We start from the raw sequence: 23,176 nt of genomic DNA on the forward strand, positions 1-23,176 counted from the left end.
GTGCGGCCGGGCACCTCCCTTCTTCCGTACGACCACCGCCAGGAGTCCACCGCCGTGTCGATCATGCTGCCGCCGGGCCTGGCGAAGTTCTTCAGCATCGTGACCGGGATGAAGTGGCCGGAGGCGAACGAGGACAACCTGCGCACGGCGGGCGACGACTACCTGCTGATCAACGAGAAGATCCCCGAGCTCCGCGGCTACCTGGTCGAACTCGTCAACATCTGCCGCGACAGCTTCGAGGGCCAGGCGGCCGACGAGTTCATGCGCAAGATGCGCCAGCTCATCGGTGAGGACGGCGGCACCGACTACGTCACGGCCGCGGGCATGATGGCCAAGCAGCTCGGCGAGTTCGCGCACAAGGTGGCCAACCAGGTCGAGTACGCCAAGTGGATGATCATCGCCCAGCTGATCCAGCTGGTGGCCCAGATCGCCTGGGCCATCGCCATGCTGCCGATCACCTTCGGCGGCTCGCTCGCGGAGATCTTCGTCGCCTACAAGGTCGCGGGCGAAGTGATCAAGCAGGTCTTCATCTGGCTGTTCAAGCAGCTCCTGTTGCACGAGTTCCTGTCCATCACCACCGCGATGCTGATGGACGGGATCATCCAGGGCATCCAGATCGGCAAGGGCCACAAGGACAAGTGGGAGAAGGAGTCCTTCATCCAGGCCATCGAGATGGGCGCGATCAACGGCCTGCTCACCGGCCCGCTGGAACTGCTCACCTTCGGCGCCGGCAAGCTGTTCGGACGGATCTTCGGGCGCGGCCTCAGCAAGGACCTCCAGGCCGAACTCAAGATGCTGGCCGGGTCCGAGTTCAAGAACGAGCTGAAGACGCTCGGCACGGCCGAATTGAACCAGGTCCTCAAGCTCATGCGGAACACCTCGGGGCTCACCGTCAAGGACGCCCTCAAGATCGTCGAGAAGGACATCGCGAAGAACGCCGCGAAGGACGCGGCGAAGAACGCGGCCAAGAACTCCGCGAAGGACGCCGCGAAGAACAGCGCGAAGAACGCCGAGCGGAACGCCCTCGGGGAGATCGCGGACCAGGTCAAGAAGGGCTTCGTCGAGAGCGGCGAGAAGGGTGTCATCGGCGCCGGCCGGGAGGCCCTCGAGAACGTGGCGCAGAAGCTCAGCAAGGTGGAGAAGCTCGCCCAGCAGATGGGCGAGCTGTTCGAGAAGGACCTCGTCCAGCACGGCATCGACGCGGAACTCGCCAATGCCGCAGGGCGGTTGATCGCCTCCCGGCTCGCCGCCGACGGCGCCCGCCACGCCATCGACCTCGGCGCCTTCAACAAGATGGTGAGGTCGCTGGTCGAGACCGCGGGGATGGTCGACCTCAAGGCCCTGGACGGCCTCACCAAGCACATCGGGCAGATGCAGAACGAGCTCAAGCACCTCGGCGGCAGCCTGCTGGAGAGCGAGACGAAGCACCTGGACTTCCTCAAGGCGGAGGCGAAGCACCTCACGGACACCGTCACGGCCACCCAGGACCTCGCCAAGCGCGCGGTGGGCCTGATGGACGGCCTGCACCCGCAGACCGCCGGGCAGTTCCTGTACCGGCTCGGCGAGGGCGTCGGCGGCTGGCTCAAGGGGGGCGTCCAGAACGTCATCACCGAGGGGGCCTACAACCTGACCTTCGGCGAGGAGCACAAGTTCACCGTCTCCGTCGAGAGCTTCTACGGCGGCGTCGCGATGGGGGCGCTCGGCCACCTCGGCCACATGGCGGGCGGCCCGCTGCGGCTCAAGCTCCAGGACCTGGAACTCCCCAACTACGCCCGCTTCCCGCTGGCCGTGGTCTCCAACCTGATGGGCCACCCGACCTCGCTGTGGGTCTCCCGACCGGAGGGAGGGGGCAGCGTCGGCGGGCCGCCGAAGGGGATCTTCGTCGGCGACAACGAGCACGGGACCGGCCCCCTCGACGGCGCCCGGCCGCAGAACCTGAAGACGGACTCGGACGGCTCGTCCACGTCGTCCGGGAACAGCGGGAACAACGGGAACAAGACGACCGCGGAGCCCCCGGCGGGCAGCCGGACGAAGATGACGGGCGGGGACGACGGGGCGAAGACCTCCTCCGGCGGGTCCAAGTCCTCCGACGCCTCCACGCCGGAGCCGCCGAAGCGGAGTTCGACGGTCGGCGGCGAGGAGACGGGACCGAAGCGGACGCCGGAGGAGTCCGCCGAGCCCGTGACGCCCCCCGCGCACGCCACGAGCTCCGCGACGGAGACGCCCGGCCGGGTGCCGACGACCGGCGAGCACGAGGGGCAGAACCAGCAGCGGCCGGTCGTCCACGAGGAGCCGGACACCCCTCGGCCGCAGACCGCCCAGGTCGACCACACCGCCCAGGTCGACCACACCGCCCAGGGTGACAGGACCGGCAACGACACCCCGGTCACCCACCCGGCGCCGGAAGGCACCACCACGCAGCACGTGCCGGCGCCCGACTACGGCGCGGCCTCGACGCACGGCCGGCCCCTGTCCGCGGAGGACCGCAACGCCTGGGTCGTCGGCGACCCGCCCTCCGAAGCGGCCCTGCAGGCACTCAAACAGCGGCCGGACGACGCCTCGCGCTACGCCCTGGTGATGCACACCAACGCGGACGGCCTGCCGACCCGCGACGGGGTCGAGCTGTCCCCGAAGGACGTGGCGGACGCCGTCATCGCCCTGGGCGAGCACGGGCAGCTCAAGGACCGGAAGGTCCTCGACTTCATCGCCTGCGGCTTGAACGGCGCGGAGCACGTCAACTTCGTCGCCGAGGTGATGGAGCACGTCTGGCAGGTCAAGGGACTCACCGGACTTGGGGCGAGGGCCGCCGACGGGCCGGTCTGGGTGGTGCCCGGGTTCAGCGGCCCGAGGACGATGACGGCGCCGGGCGTCGGCAGCGGAAACCTGATCGTCGCCCGGAAGGTCGGTTTCGACGGGCAAGGCCGCCCGGTCGTCGAGGGTGGCGGCAACTGGCACGAGTACACCAACGGGAACGCCGAGCGGAAGCCGCCCATCGAGGGGACGACGCCCACGGAGGAGCCGGCCGAGGGGCCCGTCAAGGATCCCCTGCTGCTCGTGACCACGAAGCCCTCGAAGCTGCCGGACAACTACCTCCGCGGCGAGGTCGACAAGCCGATGCCCGACTCCGGGCGGTTCGGCGAGGACCCCCGGTCCGAGCAGGTCCCGCCGCCGCACGGGTCCACGCCGTCGTCGGACCGGACCGCGTCCGGCCACGCGTACCACTACGCCGACGCGCCCGAGCACATCCGCGTCGAGGCGGACGGCGAGCGCGAGGCGCGGTGGCGGCAGACCCAGCGGGACCTTCAGGACGACTACGAGGCCAAGCTCTCGGACGCGGCCGAGCGGCACCGGAGGGACCCCGACGACAGCGGCCACGAGTACGACGAGGCCGCGGAGGCGCGGTTGGCGGAGCAGTTCGCCGAGGGGTCCGTGCGCTTCCCCGAGCACGCCCCGGCGGACCTGCCCGCGGCGGTGCACCGCAGGGCCAGGGACGCGATGTACCGGGAACTGGCGGAGCGGCCGCAGGAGCGTGAGCGGATCCTCGCCGACCTCGACGGGCTGGTGCGCGTCGCGGCCGTGCGCGAGGCCTTCGTCCGGATGGCCCGCGAGCGTTTCGACGACGCGCTGGACTCCCTGGGCTCACCGCGGCTCATCGGCGACGGCACCGGGCCCACCCACGAGCCCGCCCGGATCCCGGAGGCCGGTCTCGGCACGATCCGGACGGATTCGGAGGGCGGGTTCCTCCAGCGGGCGGAGGACGAGGCGGCCCGGCTCTACACCCGGCCGGAGAACGTCCCCGATCTGACGGCGGTTCCGGCGGAGGGCGCCGGGCCGGTCCGGCAGGCCGAGGACGTCGTCGAGGAGGCCACGGGCCGGGCGCGGGAGGCCCTGGACCGGCTCACCGGGCACCTGCGCGAGGAACTCGCCGTGCGCGCCGACCGGGAACGCGCCCTCGCGGAGGCCGATCGCCTGGTCGACGGGGCGGTCCGGGACTCGGGCTGGTACGACCGGCTCCCGGCGACCGACCGCGAACTGCTGGCCGCCGCCGGGGTGACGGGGCCCGTGAAGCTGTCAGACGCCGCCGTGAAGGCGGTCAAGGAGCAGCTGCGCGAGCGGGTCGCCCAGGACTTCGCCGAGATCGCCGGCCCCCTCGACTCCTCCGCCGGACCGCGCCGCGAGCGTGCGGAGGCCGTGGAGCTGTTCACCCTGGCCCTGGGCGGCCACGTCAGCGGCCTGCCCCACGAGTTCGCCGTCCACGCGGCGCGCGAGGCGGCGATCCGCCGCGCCTTCGCCGAAGCGGAGCAGGCGGCGGGATCCTGGCACCTGCACCCCGAGGACAGTGCTCTCGCCGAGCAGTACGGCGTCACCGCCGGTGACGTCCACCGGGCGACGGAGGGCGTGACCCGGGATCTCGCCGAGGCCCTGGACCGCGGGGTCACCGAGTATGCCGACCGCCCGGACGCCCTCCGGCGCGCGATCGAGGGCCTCACCGACGCCGGCAACGTCCGCGACCTCCTGATGTACCGGGCCGCCCGCGAGGCGGCCCACCGCGTCGCCGAGACCACCGCCGACGTGGCGGCCCGCACGCACGGCGGCCTGTCGGAGCACGCCGCCGAGCGGCTTGCCGAGGGCCACGCCGACCGGACCGGCCGCGCCTTCGACGAGGTGTTCCGCACCCGCGAGGACCTGACGGCCCGCCGGGACGAATGGCGCCGGCGCCAGGACGAGCTGGCCGGGGAACTGGACGAGCACGCCGCCTTCGAACGGGAGGTCGCGCCCGCCCTCCGGGAGGCCGCCCGGGGCTTCGACGACCTGGCCCGGCCGCACGTCCTCGCCGAGGACCGGGCCGCCGCGCTCAAGCGCGAGTACGGCGACGAGTTCTTCGACCGCTACCGCGAGCTGTGGAAGCTCGCCCACCTGGACGAGGTCTCCTGGCGCACCCACGAGCGCACCCACGAGGACGCCTTCGCCCGCCGCGAGGAGTCCCGACCGGAGGAGCCGCGGGCCGACGAGGAGACCCGGCCCGAGGAACTCCGCGACGACGAGCCCCGGGCCGAGGAGCCCCGGCTCGACGAGGCGGAAGAGGACCGCGGCCGCGAGCGCGACGTCGACGAGATCCTCGACGTCCTGGCCCCGGTCCAGCGCGAGTCCGGCGGCGGGCGCCGCGAGCGCCCGGAGACCCGCGAGGACGCGGAACCGCACGAGGGGAACGACCCCGCGCGCGAGGGGAACGAGCCCCTGCACGAGGGGAACGAGCCCCGCACCACGACCGAGCCCGAGGAGCCCGTCGCCCCCGCCGAGCCGGTCCGGACGGTCGGCCGCAGCGCGGACGACACCCCCGCGCCGACCGAGCACGTCGAGGCACCCGTCGTGGCGCCGACCGTGGTCCACGGTCCGGTCGCCCCGCACGAGTCCGCCGACGCCGTGCACATCACCGAGGTCCGTCCCGGCGTGCACTGGGTGGCCGACCTCGGGCCGGCGCCCCGGGCCACCGAGCGGGCGCTCGCCCACTTCCCGGCCGACCCCACCCACTTCACCCTCGCGTTCCACGGCACCGGCCCCGACGGTGCGCCGAGCCGGAACGGCCGGCCGGTCACGCCGCACGAGCTCGCCGGGGCCGCGCTCGACCTGTACGACCGGGGTGTCTGGGACGGCCGTCCGCTGCGGCTGGCCGGCTGCGACGCGGGCCGGGGCGGCGCGGACTCGTACGCCGCCCGATTCCTCGGCGCGCTGCGGGAGCTGCGGCCGGAGCTGAAGGTCCAGGTGGACGCGCCGGGCGGCTCGCTCTGGTCGCGGCCGGACCACGAGAAGGCCGACGGCACGCACCAGCTGGTGGTCGCCCGCACGGTCGGCTTCGACGCGGCCGGACTCCCGCGGGTCGAGGGCGGCGGGTCCTGGGTGCGGCTGTCCGCCTCGCCGGACCACCCCGAGGTGCAGGTCACCCACGTCAAGGGCCACCCCGGCGAGGAGTCGGCTCCGATGCCGACGGCCCCCGAGCACCCGGCCCCCGAGCACCCGGCCCCCGAGCACCCGGCCCCCGAGCACCCGGCCCCCGAGCACCCGGAGCCGCAGCACCCGATCGTCAAGCCGGACCCGGAGGCCCACGAGTTCGGCGTCGGACGGCAGGGTCTGTACGCGAGGCCCGAGTACGACGCCGCCGTGCGGAGGTTCGAGGAGGCCGTCGGCAAGCTCGCCTACGACGACCCGAGGGCCCTGCGGGCCGCGCGCAGCAGTGTGTACCGGCTGTACGACGTGCTGAAGCTCGCGCACGCCGACCCGACCGGTGAGCGGGTGTACAAGGTCTTCCTGGGCGGGGACGTCACCTCGGCGGGGCAGGTCGGCGAGAACCTCACCCTGGACCAGTTCCACTCGATGCTCGCGGACGACGGCAACCTCCGTGAGCTGATGACCGCGTTCTTCAACGCCTCCTACGCCCAGGGGAACAAGGACACGGCCCCGCTCTCCCTCAAATACCTGCTGAACGACCTGGCCGACCGCCCGGCGGCGGACATCGGCTACCGACTGCGCATGCTCGGCCTGGACACCTCCCAGGTGCCGGAGCGGCTGGAGTTCCTCAACAGTCCGAGCCGGTGGATGCCCTCCACGGTCACGAAGGCCAGCTACTTCGCCAGGGACTACTTCGCCACAGGAGCAACCTTCCACAAGGCCCCCTACACGGAACAGATGGAGTTCCTGACCAGCGCCAAAGCCCGTAAGGAGCGCCCGGTCCCGATGCCGGTGGACGCGGTGGCGATCAACAGGGACATGCCGCTGAGCCCGCGCGAGCTCAGCTTCCAGGTGACCGGTCCGACCGGCGGCCTCCACTGGGTGACGGGCAGCTCCCGGTACGAGCTCAACACCTCGTCGGCGTGGTACGGGGAGACCCGCAACGACAAGGGACTGCACCTCAGTGTCGGTCTGTCGGCCACGACGGCCAAGATGCTCACCGCGTTCCAGGCGCTGAAGGTCCCCGAGGTCTCCCCCGACGACATGCTGCTGGCCCTGGTCGGCTGGATGCTGCCGCTCGGCGACCACACGCTCTACGAGATCCTCAAGGGGGCCGACCTCGCCCAGGAGCTCCCGCCCGTGCCCGCCGACTCGCTGACCGAGGCGGCCGTCATGTACCGGCACGTGCCCGGCCTGCCCGAGGGCACGCTGCGCCAGGCGTCCGTGATGCTCCCGCACGAGTCGGCCTACCACGACCTGGTCGCCCGGCCGCGCGATCAAGGGGGGTACAAGGAGGCGGAACTGGACCAGGTGGCCGTGGTGTGGGCGCGCATGACGGCGGGCAACGGTGCCAACCTCCTCCCGCACGAGCGGGAGTGGCTGGGCACCATCGGGCTGACGCCCACCCAGCTCCGTGCCCGGCTGAGCCTGGCCCACGTCGAGGCCCTCAACATCTACACCGGGACGGCGTACCCGCTGATCAACGTGCTGCTCAAGCACGACGGCGCGGTGACACTGGACCAGGCGCTCGGCAAGCAGATCGACAATCTGCTGAAGGGGCCGGTGGGCAGCCTCCCCTCGGTCTTCCGGGACCACCGGGTCCTCGGGCCGCTGCTCGCGAAGTCCACTCCGGAGCTACGGACGGCCGAGGACTCCGCGGAGGCCTACCGGCTGGCGATGGCGATGCTTCCGGACCTGAAGACGGAATTCCGGATCCACGCCGAGATGATCGTGGAGGCGCTGGACAAGCTGCCGGGCGCGACCGGGGTCGTCTATCGCGGCGAGTGGGCGCCCGGCCGGCTGGAGGGCCTGGAGAGACTGCTCCGGGCCAGGGCCGGAAGCACGCAGAGCAGCGAGGCGCTGCTCAGCACCAGCCGACTCATCGAGACGGCGGAGAGGTTCCTGCTGCCCGACCGGGACCTCGCCAAGTACTGGCTGGCCCACCGTGTCCTCCGCCGGATCCGACTGGCCGGGGAGAGCGGTGTCGACATCACGCCGTTCTCCCGCTTCCTGCTCGAGGAACAGGAGATCCTGGTCAAACCGGGAGCGGTCTTCACGGCCACGCACCTCGGCAGGGGATCCTCGTACACCGGACCGTACGAGCGGATCGACCAGGTGGAGACCGGGGCACCGCGACCGTTCGAGTGGTCGGAGGGGTCGCCCGAGTGGCCCCGGAAGCTCCACGAGGAGCTGAGGTCCGAGCTGGCCCGCCTCGGCAACGGGACCGACGTCCGGTACGCCCGTGACCTGTGGCCGCTGGCGAAGGCGATCGGCGCCCACCTGGGAATGCCGGGCGCCGAGGGTGCCGGGGCCGGTACGCCCGACCCGGTCCTGGTCCAGCGGGCGACGGAACACGCCTGGGACACGGCCAGGATCGTCGCCACCCTGCACGGGACGGCCGGTACCAGCCGCGCGGAACTCACCGACGTGTCGCTGGTCGCGACGCTCGCCCGCACCGAACTCCGCCTCCGGCCCGACCACCGGGTCACCCTGGAGGACCTGCACCGCTTCTCCTTGCAGGTGACCCAGAACGCCGAGACGCACAAGCGCGATCTCCGCCGACTGGTGGCGGTCGCCCGGGACGTCACGTACACCGACCACCGCGCGGCGATGGAGCAGCTCCGGAGGGTCTGGGGCGCGGCGAACCTGGTCACCACCGAGCCGGTCGGACGCGCCGTGCACGTGCTCGGTGAGCACTCCCCGAACCACGAGGCCGTCGTTCGGGCCCTGAGGGCGAGCGAGTTCGAGGGGGACCACTTCAGCGTCCTGATGCCGACCGTTGACGGTCTGCCCCGGCTGAAGGGTTCCCCACTGACTCCGGCCGACGTCGCGCACGCCGTCTACGCGCTGACGACCGAGGGCGGGTGGGACCCCGCCCGCACACCGTTGCGCCTGTTGGCGACGGACCTGCACGCGGACGGCCACCGGCCGTTCACCGAACAGGTCCTCGAGCACCTGTGGCGGATGGACCACCGGATCACCGTGTTCGCGGCGCGGGGGAAGGTCTGGCTCGTCCGGACGGCCTTCGGGACCTGGCACGTCGTCGCCGCCGAGCGGGCCGGTAGCAACGCAGCCGGGGACACGGTGTACGCCAACCCCGGTACGTGGTTCCGGCTGAAGTACGGCGCGTCCCCGGAGAGCACGGCTGCCTACTTCGACAGCGAGGCCACCCAGTTCACGGTCGACGAGGTGGACGAGGGCAGCATCGTCGGTCCGGCGCTTCACACCCTGCCGGTCGGCGGCGGCAAGACCGAGGCGGGCTTCTGGGCCGACCACGCCGCGCTGGACCAGGCCGGAGCGGACCCGCAGCAGGACGCGGCGCAGCAGAACGCGGGCCCGCCCGCGGGGAACGCCGCCGGGGCCGGAGCGCCGACGCACTCCGTGCCGCTCCTCATGACCGTTCCGCACTGGTCCGACCCCGGCCGGCCGCTCGTCGACGGTGACGGCGGTACGCACGGATGGGTGCTGGACGGCAGTGCGCTGCCGGAGTTCGGGTTCCTCAGCACGTCGAAGGACTGGTTCAGGATCGTCGTGCACACCGACCACGAGGCGTACCCCACGGTCGGCGGATACCGGATCGCCCCCGCGGACATGCGCGCCATGATCCAGTCGCTCCGGCGGGACGGGCACTGGGACGGCACGAAGAACATCGAGTTCGACGCGTGCCGCCTCGCCGAGGCCGGCAGCGGCGGGTACCTGCGGTCCCTTCAGAAGGAGCTTCACGACGCGGGCATGGACATCAAGATCCGGGCCGCCAGGCAGGACGTCTGGTTCGCGCCCGTCCCGGCGCCGCACGCCGGCGATCCGCTCCAGCCGACCGGTGGCCGGGCCTTCGTGGCGGCGGCCAAGGTGGGGTTCGACGCCAACGGATTCCCGGTGATCGCCAAGGGGAGCGGCAGGTGGCTCGAGATCCACCCCTACGCCCCGGGGGCCAACCTCCCGCGGGAGAACGACGTGCTCGACCTGTCCGCGAGCGGCTACCAGCAGGTCGAGCACGACCAGGTCGTCACGGAACTGTCCGGCGACCTGAAGTTCGCCCGCAACGACGTCCAGCCGCACCACGACGGGAACGAGGTGGTGCACGAGGACGTCGCGTCGCACCACGACGACGCGTCCGTGCACACCGGTGAGGACGTGCTGCAGCCCGGGCACGTCGTGGTGGACGCGGACGGCGAGCACGTCGTGCAGGGCCCGGTGACGCCGGTCCGTCCGTCGCGGATCGACGAGCACGGCCTGGCCGCCTCGGACGTGCTGATCGGGCTCGGCGGCACCCGTACGCAGATCCTCGACCGGCTCACCCAGCGGTTCAGCCGGGTGCTGCACGGCGAGGAGCCGGCGGCCAGGACGCTCGCCGAGAGCCTGTTCGGCGCGGAGACGCTCCAGGCCAAGTTGACGGCGCTGTCCCGGGGCGAGCAGTGGGACGTGCCGTTCTCGGCGGGCAGCTGGTCCGGAACCGTGCGGATGGCGGCCGGGCTCGGCCACGGCACCTTCGTCCGGACGGCCGAGAACTTCGAGTTCGAGTACGGCTCGGAGCGGCAGACCTCGGTCGGCGTGACCAAGGACCGGCTCTGGCAGCTGAACGTCGGCGCCCAGGGCAAGTTCAAGTTCGGCAAGCCCGCCGACCTCACCGAGACCGCCGGCTACCAGCACGGCCGGCAGCAGGGGATGACCGACGCGCAGGCCAGTCGGATGGTGGCCCGCGGCAAGACGGTGGAGACCGCCGTCCTCTACGACACCGAGTTCCGCCTGACGGTGGACTTCCTGAACCTCACCCATCACGGCGCCGAGGTGCCCCGCGAGGCACTGCCGCAGCGGATCGGGCCGGTGGACGTGACGGCCCGGGTCGCCGTCCCGCTCCGGGAGACCGGTGCGCCGCGGCCGCTCGACGGACCGCTGCTGCTGCCGCCGCCCGGCTCGCGCGAGGGCGGGCGGCTGGCCGGCCCGCACGTCGTCACCGACGTCTGGGCGCTGCCGCACCGGGAGGCGCCCGTCGTGACCGCGGACGGGGTCCAGCTCAACGAGCTGAACGCGCCCCGGCCCGGCGCCAAGGGCATGACCGAGTTCATCGCCGGCTTCGAGGAGCAGGCAGCCGAGCACTTCGGCGGCGACTGGCCCGCGCTGAAGGCCAAGCTGCTCGAGGAGGTCGACCTCAACACGCTGCACCAGGACCTCAAGGCTCTGATGTCGGGCGAGACCCGCACCATCGAGCTGGACGTCCCCCTCGGTCCCACGACCGCCCTCACCCTGAAGAACGCCCGGATCCACCGGATCGGGCAGACGGCGGACCTGCCGACCACCGAGTTCAACATCGCCACCGGCACCTCCCGCACGCACGTCGAGCAGAACACCAGGAGCTCGGGGTGGCAGTTCCCGCTGCCGCTCAGCGCGACCGGCTCGGCCAAGAACGGCGGCGGCGGAGCCGGCGCGGGTGCCAGGACCGGCAGGGAGAAGGTCGGGCTGCACGGTGGGGGCGACGACCTGGGGCTGGGCACCAAGGTCAAGTCCACGGCGGTGGTGTTCGAGGGCGAGGCGCGGATCGAGATCGAGTTCGGCGCCCGCCGCAGCGGGCTGCGGCCCGTCCAGGCCCGCTCGGTCGACGCGGGGCTCGGGTTCCGGGTGGTCGTCGACCGCTCGGAGACCGTCCAGGCCCCCGCCCACACGGACCAGGGGCAGGCGGGTCCCGTCGCGCACCAGGAGTCCACGGCGCTGCCGCCCGGCACCCCGGTCCCGCACCCGCCGACCGGCATCTGGCCCGGCGCGGCCGGGTACACCGGCCTGCCCGTCACCACGGTCGTCCGCGACGTGCACAGCGTCGCCCCGCTGCACGCGCGGCTGGACGAGATCGGCCGTGTCCAGCTGGGCGAGAAGGCCTGGCGCGCGGTCCGGCAGGACGTCCTGCGGGCGTTCTCGCAGGCCGCCGTCGGCGCCCACCTGGTCGGCATGACGCACGACGTCCCGCTGCGGACCCCGGCGGTCACGCTCGGCGCGCTGAGCAAGCTGGGCATCGGCGTCACCGCGCACGTCACCACGCTGACCTACCGTCGGGAGCAGGACTCGGCGGACCTCAACCCGGTCCGGGAGAGCACCACCTTCGCGTCGCAGCGGTTCCTGAACTCCGACAGCCGCAACATCACGGCGCAGGGCTTCGGCAAGGGGCCGGTGCACACCCGGGAGAACGTCCTGGACGAGAACGGCAAGCCGTTCCAGGACTCGCTCCAGGGCACCGCCACGGTCACCCACGAGGTGCGCGACCGGGACGGCTGGCGGGGCGGCGACTCGGCCAAGAGCTACGCGAACGGCAAGTACCGCAGCGCCCAGGTGCTCTATGACGCGACCTTCGAGCTGCACCTGACGGTGAACGGGAAGCCGCACGGCGACCCGGTCCGGCTGGACGCCTCGTTGAGCATGGAGCAGGCGCACACCGAGCCCCGGGCCCGTAACAGCCGGGTCATCGCCAACCCCTTCGACGGGGCGGCGCCCCCGCGCCTGGACGAGGCGCAGCCGCAGCCGCCGGTCCGGCCGCAGGCCACCGGGCAGCCCCCCGCGCACCTGCGCGTCCCCGACCGGCTCGGCCACTCCGACGTGGTGCTGAGCGTCGGCCGGCGCGGCCCGAGCGTGCTGGGCGAGGTCGAGCGCGTCCTCGCAACGGCCGGCCCGGTGAGCGCCCGGGCCTCGGCCCGGCTCGCCGCGCAGCTCGACACGGCCGGCCTGACCGCCTCGCTGTCCCGGCTCAGCCGGGGCGGCGGGATCAAGCTGTCCGTGGACACCGGGAACTGGAAGGGCACGGTGGAGGTCACCGTCGCCCCGCTGGCCCTGCGGCACCGGCGCACGGTGAACGGGTTCGAGTTCGAGCTCGGCAGCCAGCAGCGCACCACGATCGGCTACAGCTGGGACCGGATGAGCCGCTGGCGCGGCGGCCTCTCGCTCAAGGGCACCGTCCCGCACGTGAGCGTCACCGGCGAGTACGCCCACACCCGGGACAGCGTCCGGGGCCTCACCATCGAGCGCACCGGCGGCACCAACAGCCGCGGCAAGAGCACCGAGACAGCCGAACTCTTCGACGGCGACGCCGCGTTCACGATCCGATTCGTCCCCGGCCCGCTCCAGCGGTCGCTCGCCGAGACCACCGTTCCGACACCCGTCGTGATCGCCGCGCCGCACCGCGAGGTGGTCCGGCCGCCGGTGAACGACGGCCCGCCCGTCCGGCACCTGCCGGACCAGCGGATCGGCTCCTCCGACATCGTCACCCGGGTCCTCCTCGACGCCGGGAACGGCCTGGTGCACAGCGGGCCGGGCGCGGTCTCCCGGGTGGTCGCGAGCCTGGAGGACCGGGGCAAGGCGGTCCTCGGCCGGGACTGGACGGGGATGAAGGCCAAGCTCCTCGAAGCCCTCGACTTCGACCGGCTGCACCCGCTGCTGAAGCCGATGACCTCCGGCCACGAGATCGTCCTGACGCACGGCCGCAGCACCGTGCGGATCACCGCCTCGGTGGACCGGATCACCAAGTCCGGCGACGCCGCCCAGGTCGAGTTCAACATCGGCGCCGGCGCGCAGACCGCCTTCACCAGCTCCGAGGTCGGCACCAACTCCGGCAGCGGGCACGCGAACTCGGTCGGCGTCACCGTGCTGGCGACGACCGACCCGCTGGGCACCGGCGTGGCCGTGGTGGCCGGCGGCGGCGTCACCCACACCCGCCGGCAGGACGCGCTGGAGCACCGCCGGGACGTCCTGGTGACCGGAACGGCCGTCAAGTCCAAGGTCGCGGCCGAGGCGCACCGGGCCGACATCCGGCTGTCCGTGGTGATGGAGCGCCGGCCCGCGCTGCAACTGCCCGGCGACGGGAGGCCGGTGCCGACCCCCGTCCAGCCGCCGCGGTCCGGGCTGCGCGCGGCCGTCCACAGCCTGACCGAGGCCGGGAACGCCGTCGTCCCGCAGTGGCGGCTGCGCCGTACGGTCTCGGAGACCGTCATCCACGCCGACGTGCTGACCGAACGCGACCGCGCCGCCGACGGACCCACCCTGCGGGGGCGGCGGCAGGGCGTGGTCGCCGCGCGGGAGCTGCGGGTGCCGCCGGCCGAGGTGTTCACCTCCGGCCTGCGCCCGGGGGACGTGCTGCGCTGGGCCGGCGACACCTCGGGCCTGCGGAGCCTGCTCCGGATCGAGGGCCCGCGGTTCTTCGGCGAGGGCACCTGGAAGCGGCTGGAGCCCATGGTCACCGCGGGCCTGAGCCACGCCCAGCTCTCCTCGCTGCTGGCCCCGGCGACCGGGCCGGCCGGACAGCAGAGGCCGGTCGCCACCCCGTCGGTCGGCCGGCGCTGGTTCGTCGACGACGCCGAGGTGACCGTCCGGCTGTCCCTCGTCCAGCTGGAGTACCACGGGGACAACGCCGCGGCGGCGCTCAGCCCGGCGAACGAGTCGGGCGGCGGACACCGGAGCACGCAGCTGACCGGGCGGCAGTGGAACGTCCGGGCGCAGGCCGGTGCCCAGGGCGACCTCGGGGGCAAGGTCGAGGGCACCGCCTCGGTGCTGGGCGGGGGCACCCACCGGCAGCGTCTGGGCGTGGTCACCGAGGCCGGTGGCCGCACCGTGGCCAACGCCAAGGCGGCCACCCCGATGGCCCGTTACACCGGCTACGTCAAGGTCGAACTGGACCTCCGCAACGGCGACACCACCGTGGTGCGGCAGCTCGGCGGCGACCGGTCGGCGGCCGGTCTGGTGCCGATCGAGCTGGAGATCCCGCACGCCCACACCACCCTCGGCCTCTCACCCGCCGACCACTGGACGCAGTTCACGCCCGAACACCCCGGCGGCCACGCCCTGCCGCAGGCCCTCCCGCTCGCGGTCCAGGTGGCCCGCGCGCTGACCCCGCACCACGACGGCGGCGTGCACGTGCTGCACGACCCGACGGCCGGTCCCGCCACGCGCGAGCAGGTCGAGCGGAACGTGCGCCGGATCCAGGACGACCCGCGTTACTTCACCATCGCCTACCACGCCGTCACCGAGGACGGGGCGCCCGGCTGGAACGGCGGGACCCTGCACCCGGACGCCCTGGCCGACCGGCTGGCCGAGCTCCACCGCAGCGGGGAGTGGGACGGGCGGCCGCTGCGGTTCGCCGCCTGCGACGCCCGCGCCTACGTCGAGCAGGTGCTGACCTCACTGCGCGAACGGCTCCCGGACGCGGAACTGGACGCGTTCGTCACCAACGGCAAGCTCTGGGTGGCCTCGCACCAGGGCCGTACGCACCTGGTGGTCAGCCGGGACGTCGGCTGGGACGCCGGCGGCCGGCCCCGGGTGGAACCGGGCGGCGAATGGCTGCACCTCCGGGTGCCCCGCAACGGCGAGACCCCGCCCACCGGGCCGCAGCACGAGAACGCCGCGCCCCCGCACGAGAACGCCGGGCCGCAGCACGAGAACGCCGCGCCGGTGAACGACGGCGCGGGCGCGCACGGTCCCGTCGTCCAGGTCGTCGCCGTCCACGGCCCGCAGCTGCACGACCCGCATCCGCTGGCCGAGGTCACGCCGGACCACCCGATCACCGATCGCCGTGGCCTGCAGCCCCTGGGCACCGGTCCCAAGCACGAGCTCCACGCCACCCCGGAGCACAAGCGGCGGGCGGTGGCCTTCGAGGCCAAGCTGGGCGCCCTCGCCTACGGCCACCCCAAGGCGCAGGCCGCGGCCCGCAACGCCGTACAGCGGCTCTACGACGCCTTGCGGGCCGCCCACCCGACGGTCGCCGAGGGCGAGCTCTACAAGGTCTTCCTCAAGGACGAGAAGAGCTCCGCCGGCCAGGTCGGCGTGGACCTCACCCTGGCCGAGTTCCGGACGATGATGCGCACCGGCAACACCCGCGAACTGATGACCGCGTTCTACAACGCGGCCTACGTCAACGACTCCGACCACGGCCTGAAGAAGGTGCTGCAGGCGCTGCTGGAGACCGGGGACTCCGCCCGCGCCGAGGCGATGGGCCTGGACCTGCGCGTACTGAAGACCCAGGCGGACTTCCTCAACGGCGGTCTGCGCGCGTTCCTCGGGAAGGTGCCCGGCCTGGAGTCGATGTTCACCAAGGACCACTTCGGCACCGGCACCGTGATCAAGCAGGGCGCGGAGCCGCTCAAGGCCGGCGCGGAGTACCTGGCCAGCCTGAAGGCCCGGCAGCCGCGCGAGGTGCCGCTGAACGACCTGACGGCGACGCACCTGGCCGAGCGCGGCATGCCGCTGAGCACCAGGGAACTGGCGTTCCAGGGGCACGACGGCGGCGCGGGGCCGCTGGCCTGGAAGTCCGGCCGCTCACTCAACACCGTCAACGAGAAGTCCGCCTGGTACGGCGACACCCACCTCGGCAAGAACATGCCGGTCAGCACCGGCAACTCGGCCACCACGGCGAAGATGCTGAACGGCTTCCGGCTGCTCAAGGTCCACGACAGCGAACCGCAGGACATGCTGCTGGCCCTGACCGGCTGGATGCTGCCGCTGGGCGACCACTCGCTGTACGAGATCCTCAAGGGCGCGCAACTGGTGGGCGAGCTGCCCCCGATCCCGACGCACGCGCTGGGCGACGTGTCCTCGATGTACCAGCACGTCCCGGGCATCCCGCAGCACCGGGTCCGTGCCGAGCTCGGCGAGTACGGCATGCTGCCGCACGAGGCGGCCTACCACGAGCTGCTCGCCAAGCCACGCGCCGAGAACGGCTGGTCCGACGAGCCGACGAGGAGGGCCTCGGCCGCGAACCGGGCCGCGTTCGAGGCCGTCCGGGACGGCGAGTCCGAGGTCTCGCAGCGAGTGGTCGACTGGCTGGACCGTAACCATCTGACCGCGCACGAGGTGCTCGACCGGCTGACCCCCGCACACTTCGACGCGCTGGCGTTCTACAGCGGTCCCACGCACGCGCTGATCAACGTGATGCTGCGGTTCGGTCCGCTCAGCCGGCGGACCGCGCTGGAGTACCAGATCAACCAGCTGCTGGACAACCGGCACCCGAGCCTCCTGCCGTCCATCCTCAGGCACGACCCGGTGCTCGCGCCGCTGCTCAGCCGGGCGCCACGCGACCGCTCCGACGAGGACTGGGCGGCCCTGCGGCCCGCCGTGAAGCAGCAGCTCCCCAGGATCGAGCGCGAGCTCCTCGTGCACACCGAGCTGCTGGACGAGGCGCTGGCCAAGCTGCCCACGTGGAGCGGGGAACTCTGGCGCGGGGAGCGGGTGGTGGGCCCGCTGAACTCGCTCGGCAGCCGGCTGTCGCCCACCTACGCGGGTTCGACCTACCGCAACCGCGACTTCGTCAGCACCAGCACCAGCGAACGGGTCGCGCGGAACTTCATGCAGACCCGCGAGCAGCTCGCGATCACCCACCCCGCCCTGGTCCACTACGCGGTGGACGGCGGCGGCAGCGCCTTCGACATCCAGCCGTTCTCGGAGAAGCAGGGCGAGGACGAGGTCCTCATCCGTCCGGGCAGCACCTTCGACCTCACCGCCCGGAAGATCGTCTACGACCCGGCCTCCCGGCAGAGCTACGAGCGGATCGACCTCACCGAGCGGTCCGCACCGGAGGCGTTCCCGAAGGCGACCACCGAGGACCTGCGGCTGCACCAGACGCTGGCCGAGCTGGCCAACATCCCGAAGCTGCGCACCCACGAGGACCTGTGGCCGCTGGCCGAGCACATCGGCGCGGACCACCGGCGCCCGCTCCCCGGCCGGTTCACCGAGCTGCTGTCGGGCGAGGCGGCCCGCCGCGAGGCGAGCACGAACGCCTGGCACACCGCGAAGCTCGCCCAGGAGCTGCGGGGCGCGGACCGGATCACCCTGGACGGTCTGACCCGCGTGCGCCGCACCGCCGACCTGGTCCGCGAGGCCCTGTCCGTGCCGACGGGCCACCCGGTCACCCGGACGCACCTGGAGGACTACGTCCGGAAGCTGCGCGGGTCGAACGGCGACGAGGTCGCGGCGGCCGACCTGGAACACCTGGTCACGCTGGTCGACGGGCTCAAGCGCCCGGGCCACGCGGTGACCGTCGCCGCGCTGGAGCACGCCTGGCGCGACCCCGGGAACGCCCCGGCCTCCGAACTGCTCCCGCTGGACCGGCCCGACTTCTACTGGGTGGGCGCCCGGGGCGACGACTGGCGCGCGCTCACCGAGTCGGTGTTCCCGCACTTCCCGCACGCGGACGACTACCTCACCCTCGCCATGCACACCTCCGACGGCGTGCCGGTGCTGGACCACGTCACCGTCGCGCCCGCGGACATCGCGCGCGGGCTGCTCAAGCTCCGCGCCGACGACGCCTGGGACGGCGTGAAGCCGCTGCGCTTCGTGGGCTGCGACCTCAACTCCCGGCCGGACCAGGAGTACGTGCGCGAGGTCATGCAGTACGTGTGGGACGGCGGCCTGACCGAGGCGGTGGCCTACGCCGCCGACGGCCGGGTCTGGTTCGCCCAGGCGCGCCATCCGGACGGCACCGTGGACACCGGTCGACCGGGCCACCTGGTGGTCTCCTCCGGCGTCGGCGTGACGGCGAGCGGCCGTCCGGTGATCGTCCCCGGCGGCAACTGGCTGCGCATCGCCAGGAACACCCCGACCGAACTGCTCGGCGCCTACCTGGCGGGCGACGACGGCAGGGCCGAGTACCCGACCGTCCAGGAGCACCGCGTGCGCGGCCCGCTCGCCGGCGCGGTGAAGTTCGGCGCCGACACCTTGGTCCCCGACCAGCAGCACGCCACGGGGGAGCATTCCGTCGCGGAGTCGGAGACCGGCGGACCGGTCCCCGACCAGCAGCAGCTCCACGACGTCGCGTCCTCCTTCTCCGCGCTGCACCTCGACCCGCAGCCGCCACCCATGGCAGTGGCCGTACGGCACGCGGTCTTCGACGAGCCGCGGTACCGGCACCACACGGAGGACTTCGAGCGGCAGCTCGGGGAGTGGACGGCGAGCGACCCCCGGGCGCTCCACGAGGCCCGCGAGGCGCTGCGGAAGCTGGCCGAGGAGAGCGGCACGGCGGAGTACGCCGACCTGGTCGCCAACGGGAGCCTGCACGAGGTGATGCAGGCGTTCCGGGAGCGGGCCGCCGGCGACCCGCGGTTCACGGCCGGCCGCCCCGAGGTCCCGCAGGCCGACGCCGCCTGGCACGCCGACCTCGCGGGCCGGGGCATCCGGACGGTCTCCGGGGTGTCCCGGGCCGCGGCCGACGCCATGCACGCGTACCTGCGGCTCGGCGGAACCGGGCACGAGCCGTTCGCGCGGGCCCTGTACGCGTCCCTGCTGACGGGCGGCGAGCACTCGCTGCACGAGGTGGTGGCGGGCATGCGGCTCGCCGGGGCGTTCCCCGACCACGAATACGCCGACGGCGCCGAGCTGTACCGGAACCTGCCGGGGGTGCCGCTGTTCGAGCTGCGCCCGCCGGTGGAGGGCTGGGAGGGGCCGATCGGGCCGACGTCCGAACACCCCGCGCCGGACACGCTCACGGTCGGGCTGCCGCACGAGCGCACCTACCTGGAGTGGGCCCTGACCTCGAAGGAGGTCGACGAGGCGGTCCTCCAGGAGACGGCGAACCGCCGGGACATGCTGGCGGAGACCGAGCCCGCCCCCGCGCCCGGCGTGAAGGCCTACCAGAACTGGATGACCCGCAACGGCGTCGAGAACCCCAAGGCCGTGACCGACCTGCTCGGCCACGCCCACTTCGTGGCGCTCTACACCTACACCGGGCCGGCCTACTCGCTGCTCAACGTGCTGCTCAAGAACCCGGGCGCCGGGGCCGTCCCCGCGCTCCGGGGAAAGATCGCGGCGCTGATCGCCAAGCGCTACGGGGACGAGGGCACCGCCCTGCCGCAGTCGATCACGGCGCTTCCGCAGCTGGCCGAGGGCATGCGGGAGCGGACCGACCCGTGGCACCTCGCCGACTCCCTGACCGACGAGCAACTGGCCGGCATCCAGCACGAGATGGCGCTGCACAGCCACCTGCTGGCGGACGCCCTGAAGCTGCTGCCCGCGGCGCAGGGGAAGCTGTTCCGCGGCGACGGCACGCTGGAGGACCCGTCGAAGCCGACCGGCCGGCCTCCCGGTCCGGAGTACGGCGGCGACGTCATCCAGCACCGGACGTTCGCGAGCTTCAGCACCAACGAGGGCACCTCGCTGGGCTTCATGAAGAAGTACGACGGCGAGGACGAGTACCGGGTCCTGCTGGAACTGGACGCGACGGGCCACAACGGCCGCGACATCGCGCCGTTCTCCTCGCACATGGAGGAGGACGAGGTCCTCTTCCTGCCCGGCGCCCGGATGCAGGTCACCGAGCGCACGCCCACCCGGACGGACGACGGCGTCACCTACGTCCGGCTCAGGGCGAGGGAGGTGCCCGCCGAGGAGTCGGACAACACCGCCACCGAAGCCCCGGCCCGGCGGCCGGGCGCCGGCACCGACCACACCGAGCAGCCCGCGCCGCCGTCCGGCGGAGTACGGCTGAACGACGGCCGGACCGTTCCCGACGGGCAGCTGCGCACGCACCCGATCACCGACGCCTCCGGTCAGGAACGCGGACAGGCGCTGTTCGACGACGCCGACTGGGCGTCCAGGGCCCAGCTCTACCCCGAGCTGAGCGAGGTCACCACCTTCGTACCCCGCACGGCCGACGGCCTCGTCACCGGTACGCCCCAGCGGGTGCCGTGGGACGGGGAGCACACCTACTTCTTCGCCGCCCACGCCGGACCGCACGGGTTCGACCTCCCGCTGGCCGACGGCACCAAGGCCCACGGCGTCAGCGGCACCGAGGTCGGCGGGCTGCTCAAGCGCAAGCTCGCCGACCTGGCCCGGAAGGCCGCCGACGCACAGGACACGGTGAACGGCAAACCGGCCTCCATCGCGCTGGTCAGCTGCGAGTCCGCCGAGCACGCCCAGGCCGTCGCCCGGCAGACCGGGCTGCCCGTCCACGCCCCGACCGGCCGCACCGGCGTCAGCGGCAGGCCCGCAGGCCCCGACGGTCCGTCGACCGCCAGGCTGTACGTCAAGGCCGCTCCGGACGGATCGGCGGGGCTGTTCCGGACCTTCCACCCGGACCCCGCCGGCGACAGCCCGGGCGCGACACCGCCGTCCGGCCCCCTGTCCGTCCGCCCGCCCGGCGACCGGGGCGCCGGGCCGCGGCACCCGGATGACGCGCTGGACAACATGTGGAACGGCGAGTACGGCGACCACGCCGGGCACGCCGACGGCCAGGAGCAGGTCGTCCTGGTGGCGTCCGAGCAGCACCAGGACCGTGAGGTCCACCGCTACTCGGACGGTTCGGAGACCCATGTCTTCCCCGACCACGTACAGATCCACTACCCCGCTCACGGAGGTGAGATCCACTACCTTCCGGACGGCCGGGAGTTCCACTACGACGTGGACGGGAACCTGCTCCACCAGGTGCAGCCCCAGGCGGTCCACCACCAGGACGGGCAGCCGCAGGAACCCGAGTACCGCCTGCTGGCCGACGTCCTCGGCGCCCAGGGCGTCCGGATGGATCCCGACCTCGAACCGCCCCGGTACGCGGTGCCACCGCAACAGGACGCGCTGGTAGGCCCGGAGCTGCCCAACCCACCCATCGCGACCAGCCGGGACGTCAACCTGGGCGAGCTGCTGGCCGAGCAGAGCACCACGCCGGTGTGGCGCCACGACCTCGGCCTCCTGTACCGCTGGGAGCGGCAGCGGCCGGGCATGGAGGACTACGAGCACGTCTTCGAGCACGGGCTGGCGCCGAGGCAGGAGAACCGCCACGTCGACCTGCGGGACTACGTGGGGAACAACGAGGCGTCGTCCTTCGTGAGCACCACGCGCTCCGACCGGGCCCAGCACGTGGACTGGGGCACGCACCGCCGCTACGTGACCGACGCGCCGGGCGGCATCGACGTCCGGGCCACGCTGGAGCACTCGGGCCTCGCGGAGCTGGAGGACGAGGTCGCGTTCCCCGGCGGCATCGACCCGCAGTACATCGTGGGCGTCGAGCTGGTGGAGGACGTCTCCCTGGACCCGGCGACCGGTGTCTACGCCCAAGAGGTCACCTTCATCCCGAACGAGGCCTACTGGCCCAGCCACCGGGACTTCGACCAGGTCGAACGGATGCGGGAGCGGGTGCTGGCCGCCGACGCGGAGGAGGCGGGCACACACGCGGAGGCCGAGCACACGGACGCCGAGTACGCGGTCGAGCACGCGGTCGAGCACCCGGACGACAGCGACTCCTCGACCGACAGCGACTCCTCCACCGACGGCGACTCGGCGAGCGACCACTCGGCCGACGACATCGCGAACGTGCTGAACGACCTCGCGGTGGGGTCGGACTCGGACAACAGCGCCGTGCCGCCGCCGGTCGGCCAGCACATGCCGCCGGCCGCAGGGTGGCTCAACCCGGCGAACTGGCCGCAGGCCGGTGCGACCGCCACCCAGGCCGCCGAGGCCTTCTTCGCGCAGAGCGGCGGCTGGCAGCTGGCCCAGAACCACTTCGCCGCGATGCCCCGCGACTTCCAGGTGCGGTACGCGCAGCTGGAGTTCCACATGACGGTCTCCCAGCACCCGCAAGCGGTCGCCGTCCGGAACGCCGCGCTGCGGCAGATGACGGACCTCGTCGCGGAGCTGGAACCTCAGCTCAAGGCCGCGCTGGAGTTCTACACGCAGCCCAGCGAGGACGGCGACGGCAGCGCGGCCAACGAGCTCTCGTACTACCAGATCAAGGAAACCCAGTGGGAACTGGACACGAACCCGGACGCGGACATCGCCGCCCGGCCGAACGGCCAGGCCATCCTGGACCACATCGCGGCCATCGACGACGCGATCGGGCTCTGCCCGGTGACGGCGCCGCTCCTGGTGAGCCGGGGCGCGCCGTTCGTGGGGAACTGGGAGCACCCGCGGGTGCTGCGGGTCGGTGAGTTCGTCCATGAACCCACCTACATCTCCGCCACGGTGGGCGAGCACCTGCACCCGTCCTTCGCCAGCCGGCTGATCCAGATGCACCTGCTCGTGCCCGAGAACACCCGGGGAGCCTTCCTGCCGGCGATCTCGGAGAGCCCGGAGGAACTGGAGATCCTCTTCGGCAGCGGGATGTACTGGACACCCATCAGGATCATCCCGCCGGCCGTGCAGTGGAACCAGCCGATGGACGGCGGGGAGGAGACGGTGCCGCCGGAGAGCCAGTGGATCGTCTACGGCAGGCTGGACGACCCGCCCCCGCTCTCCGACGACGACTACGAGTAGCGGGACGCGCAGTGCCGGCCACCACCGACCG

The 23,176-nt window shown here is 72.9% G+C and carries 1 protein-coding gene; it reads left to right on the forward strand.

Translation table 11 applies throughout. The features are described 5' to 3' along the window. Positions 1–63: 63 nt before the first annotated feature. Positions 64–23,145 (forward strand): scabin-related ADP-ribosyltransferase, encoded by a 23,082-nt coding sequence (locus ACZ51D_RS23290; RefSeq protein ID WP_465663462.1) that lies wholly within the window; start codon positions 64–66, stop codon positions 23,143–23,145. Positions 23,146–23,176: the final 31 nt, after the last annotated feature.

The organism is Kitasatospora sp. NPDC033851, assembly GCF_055576085.1.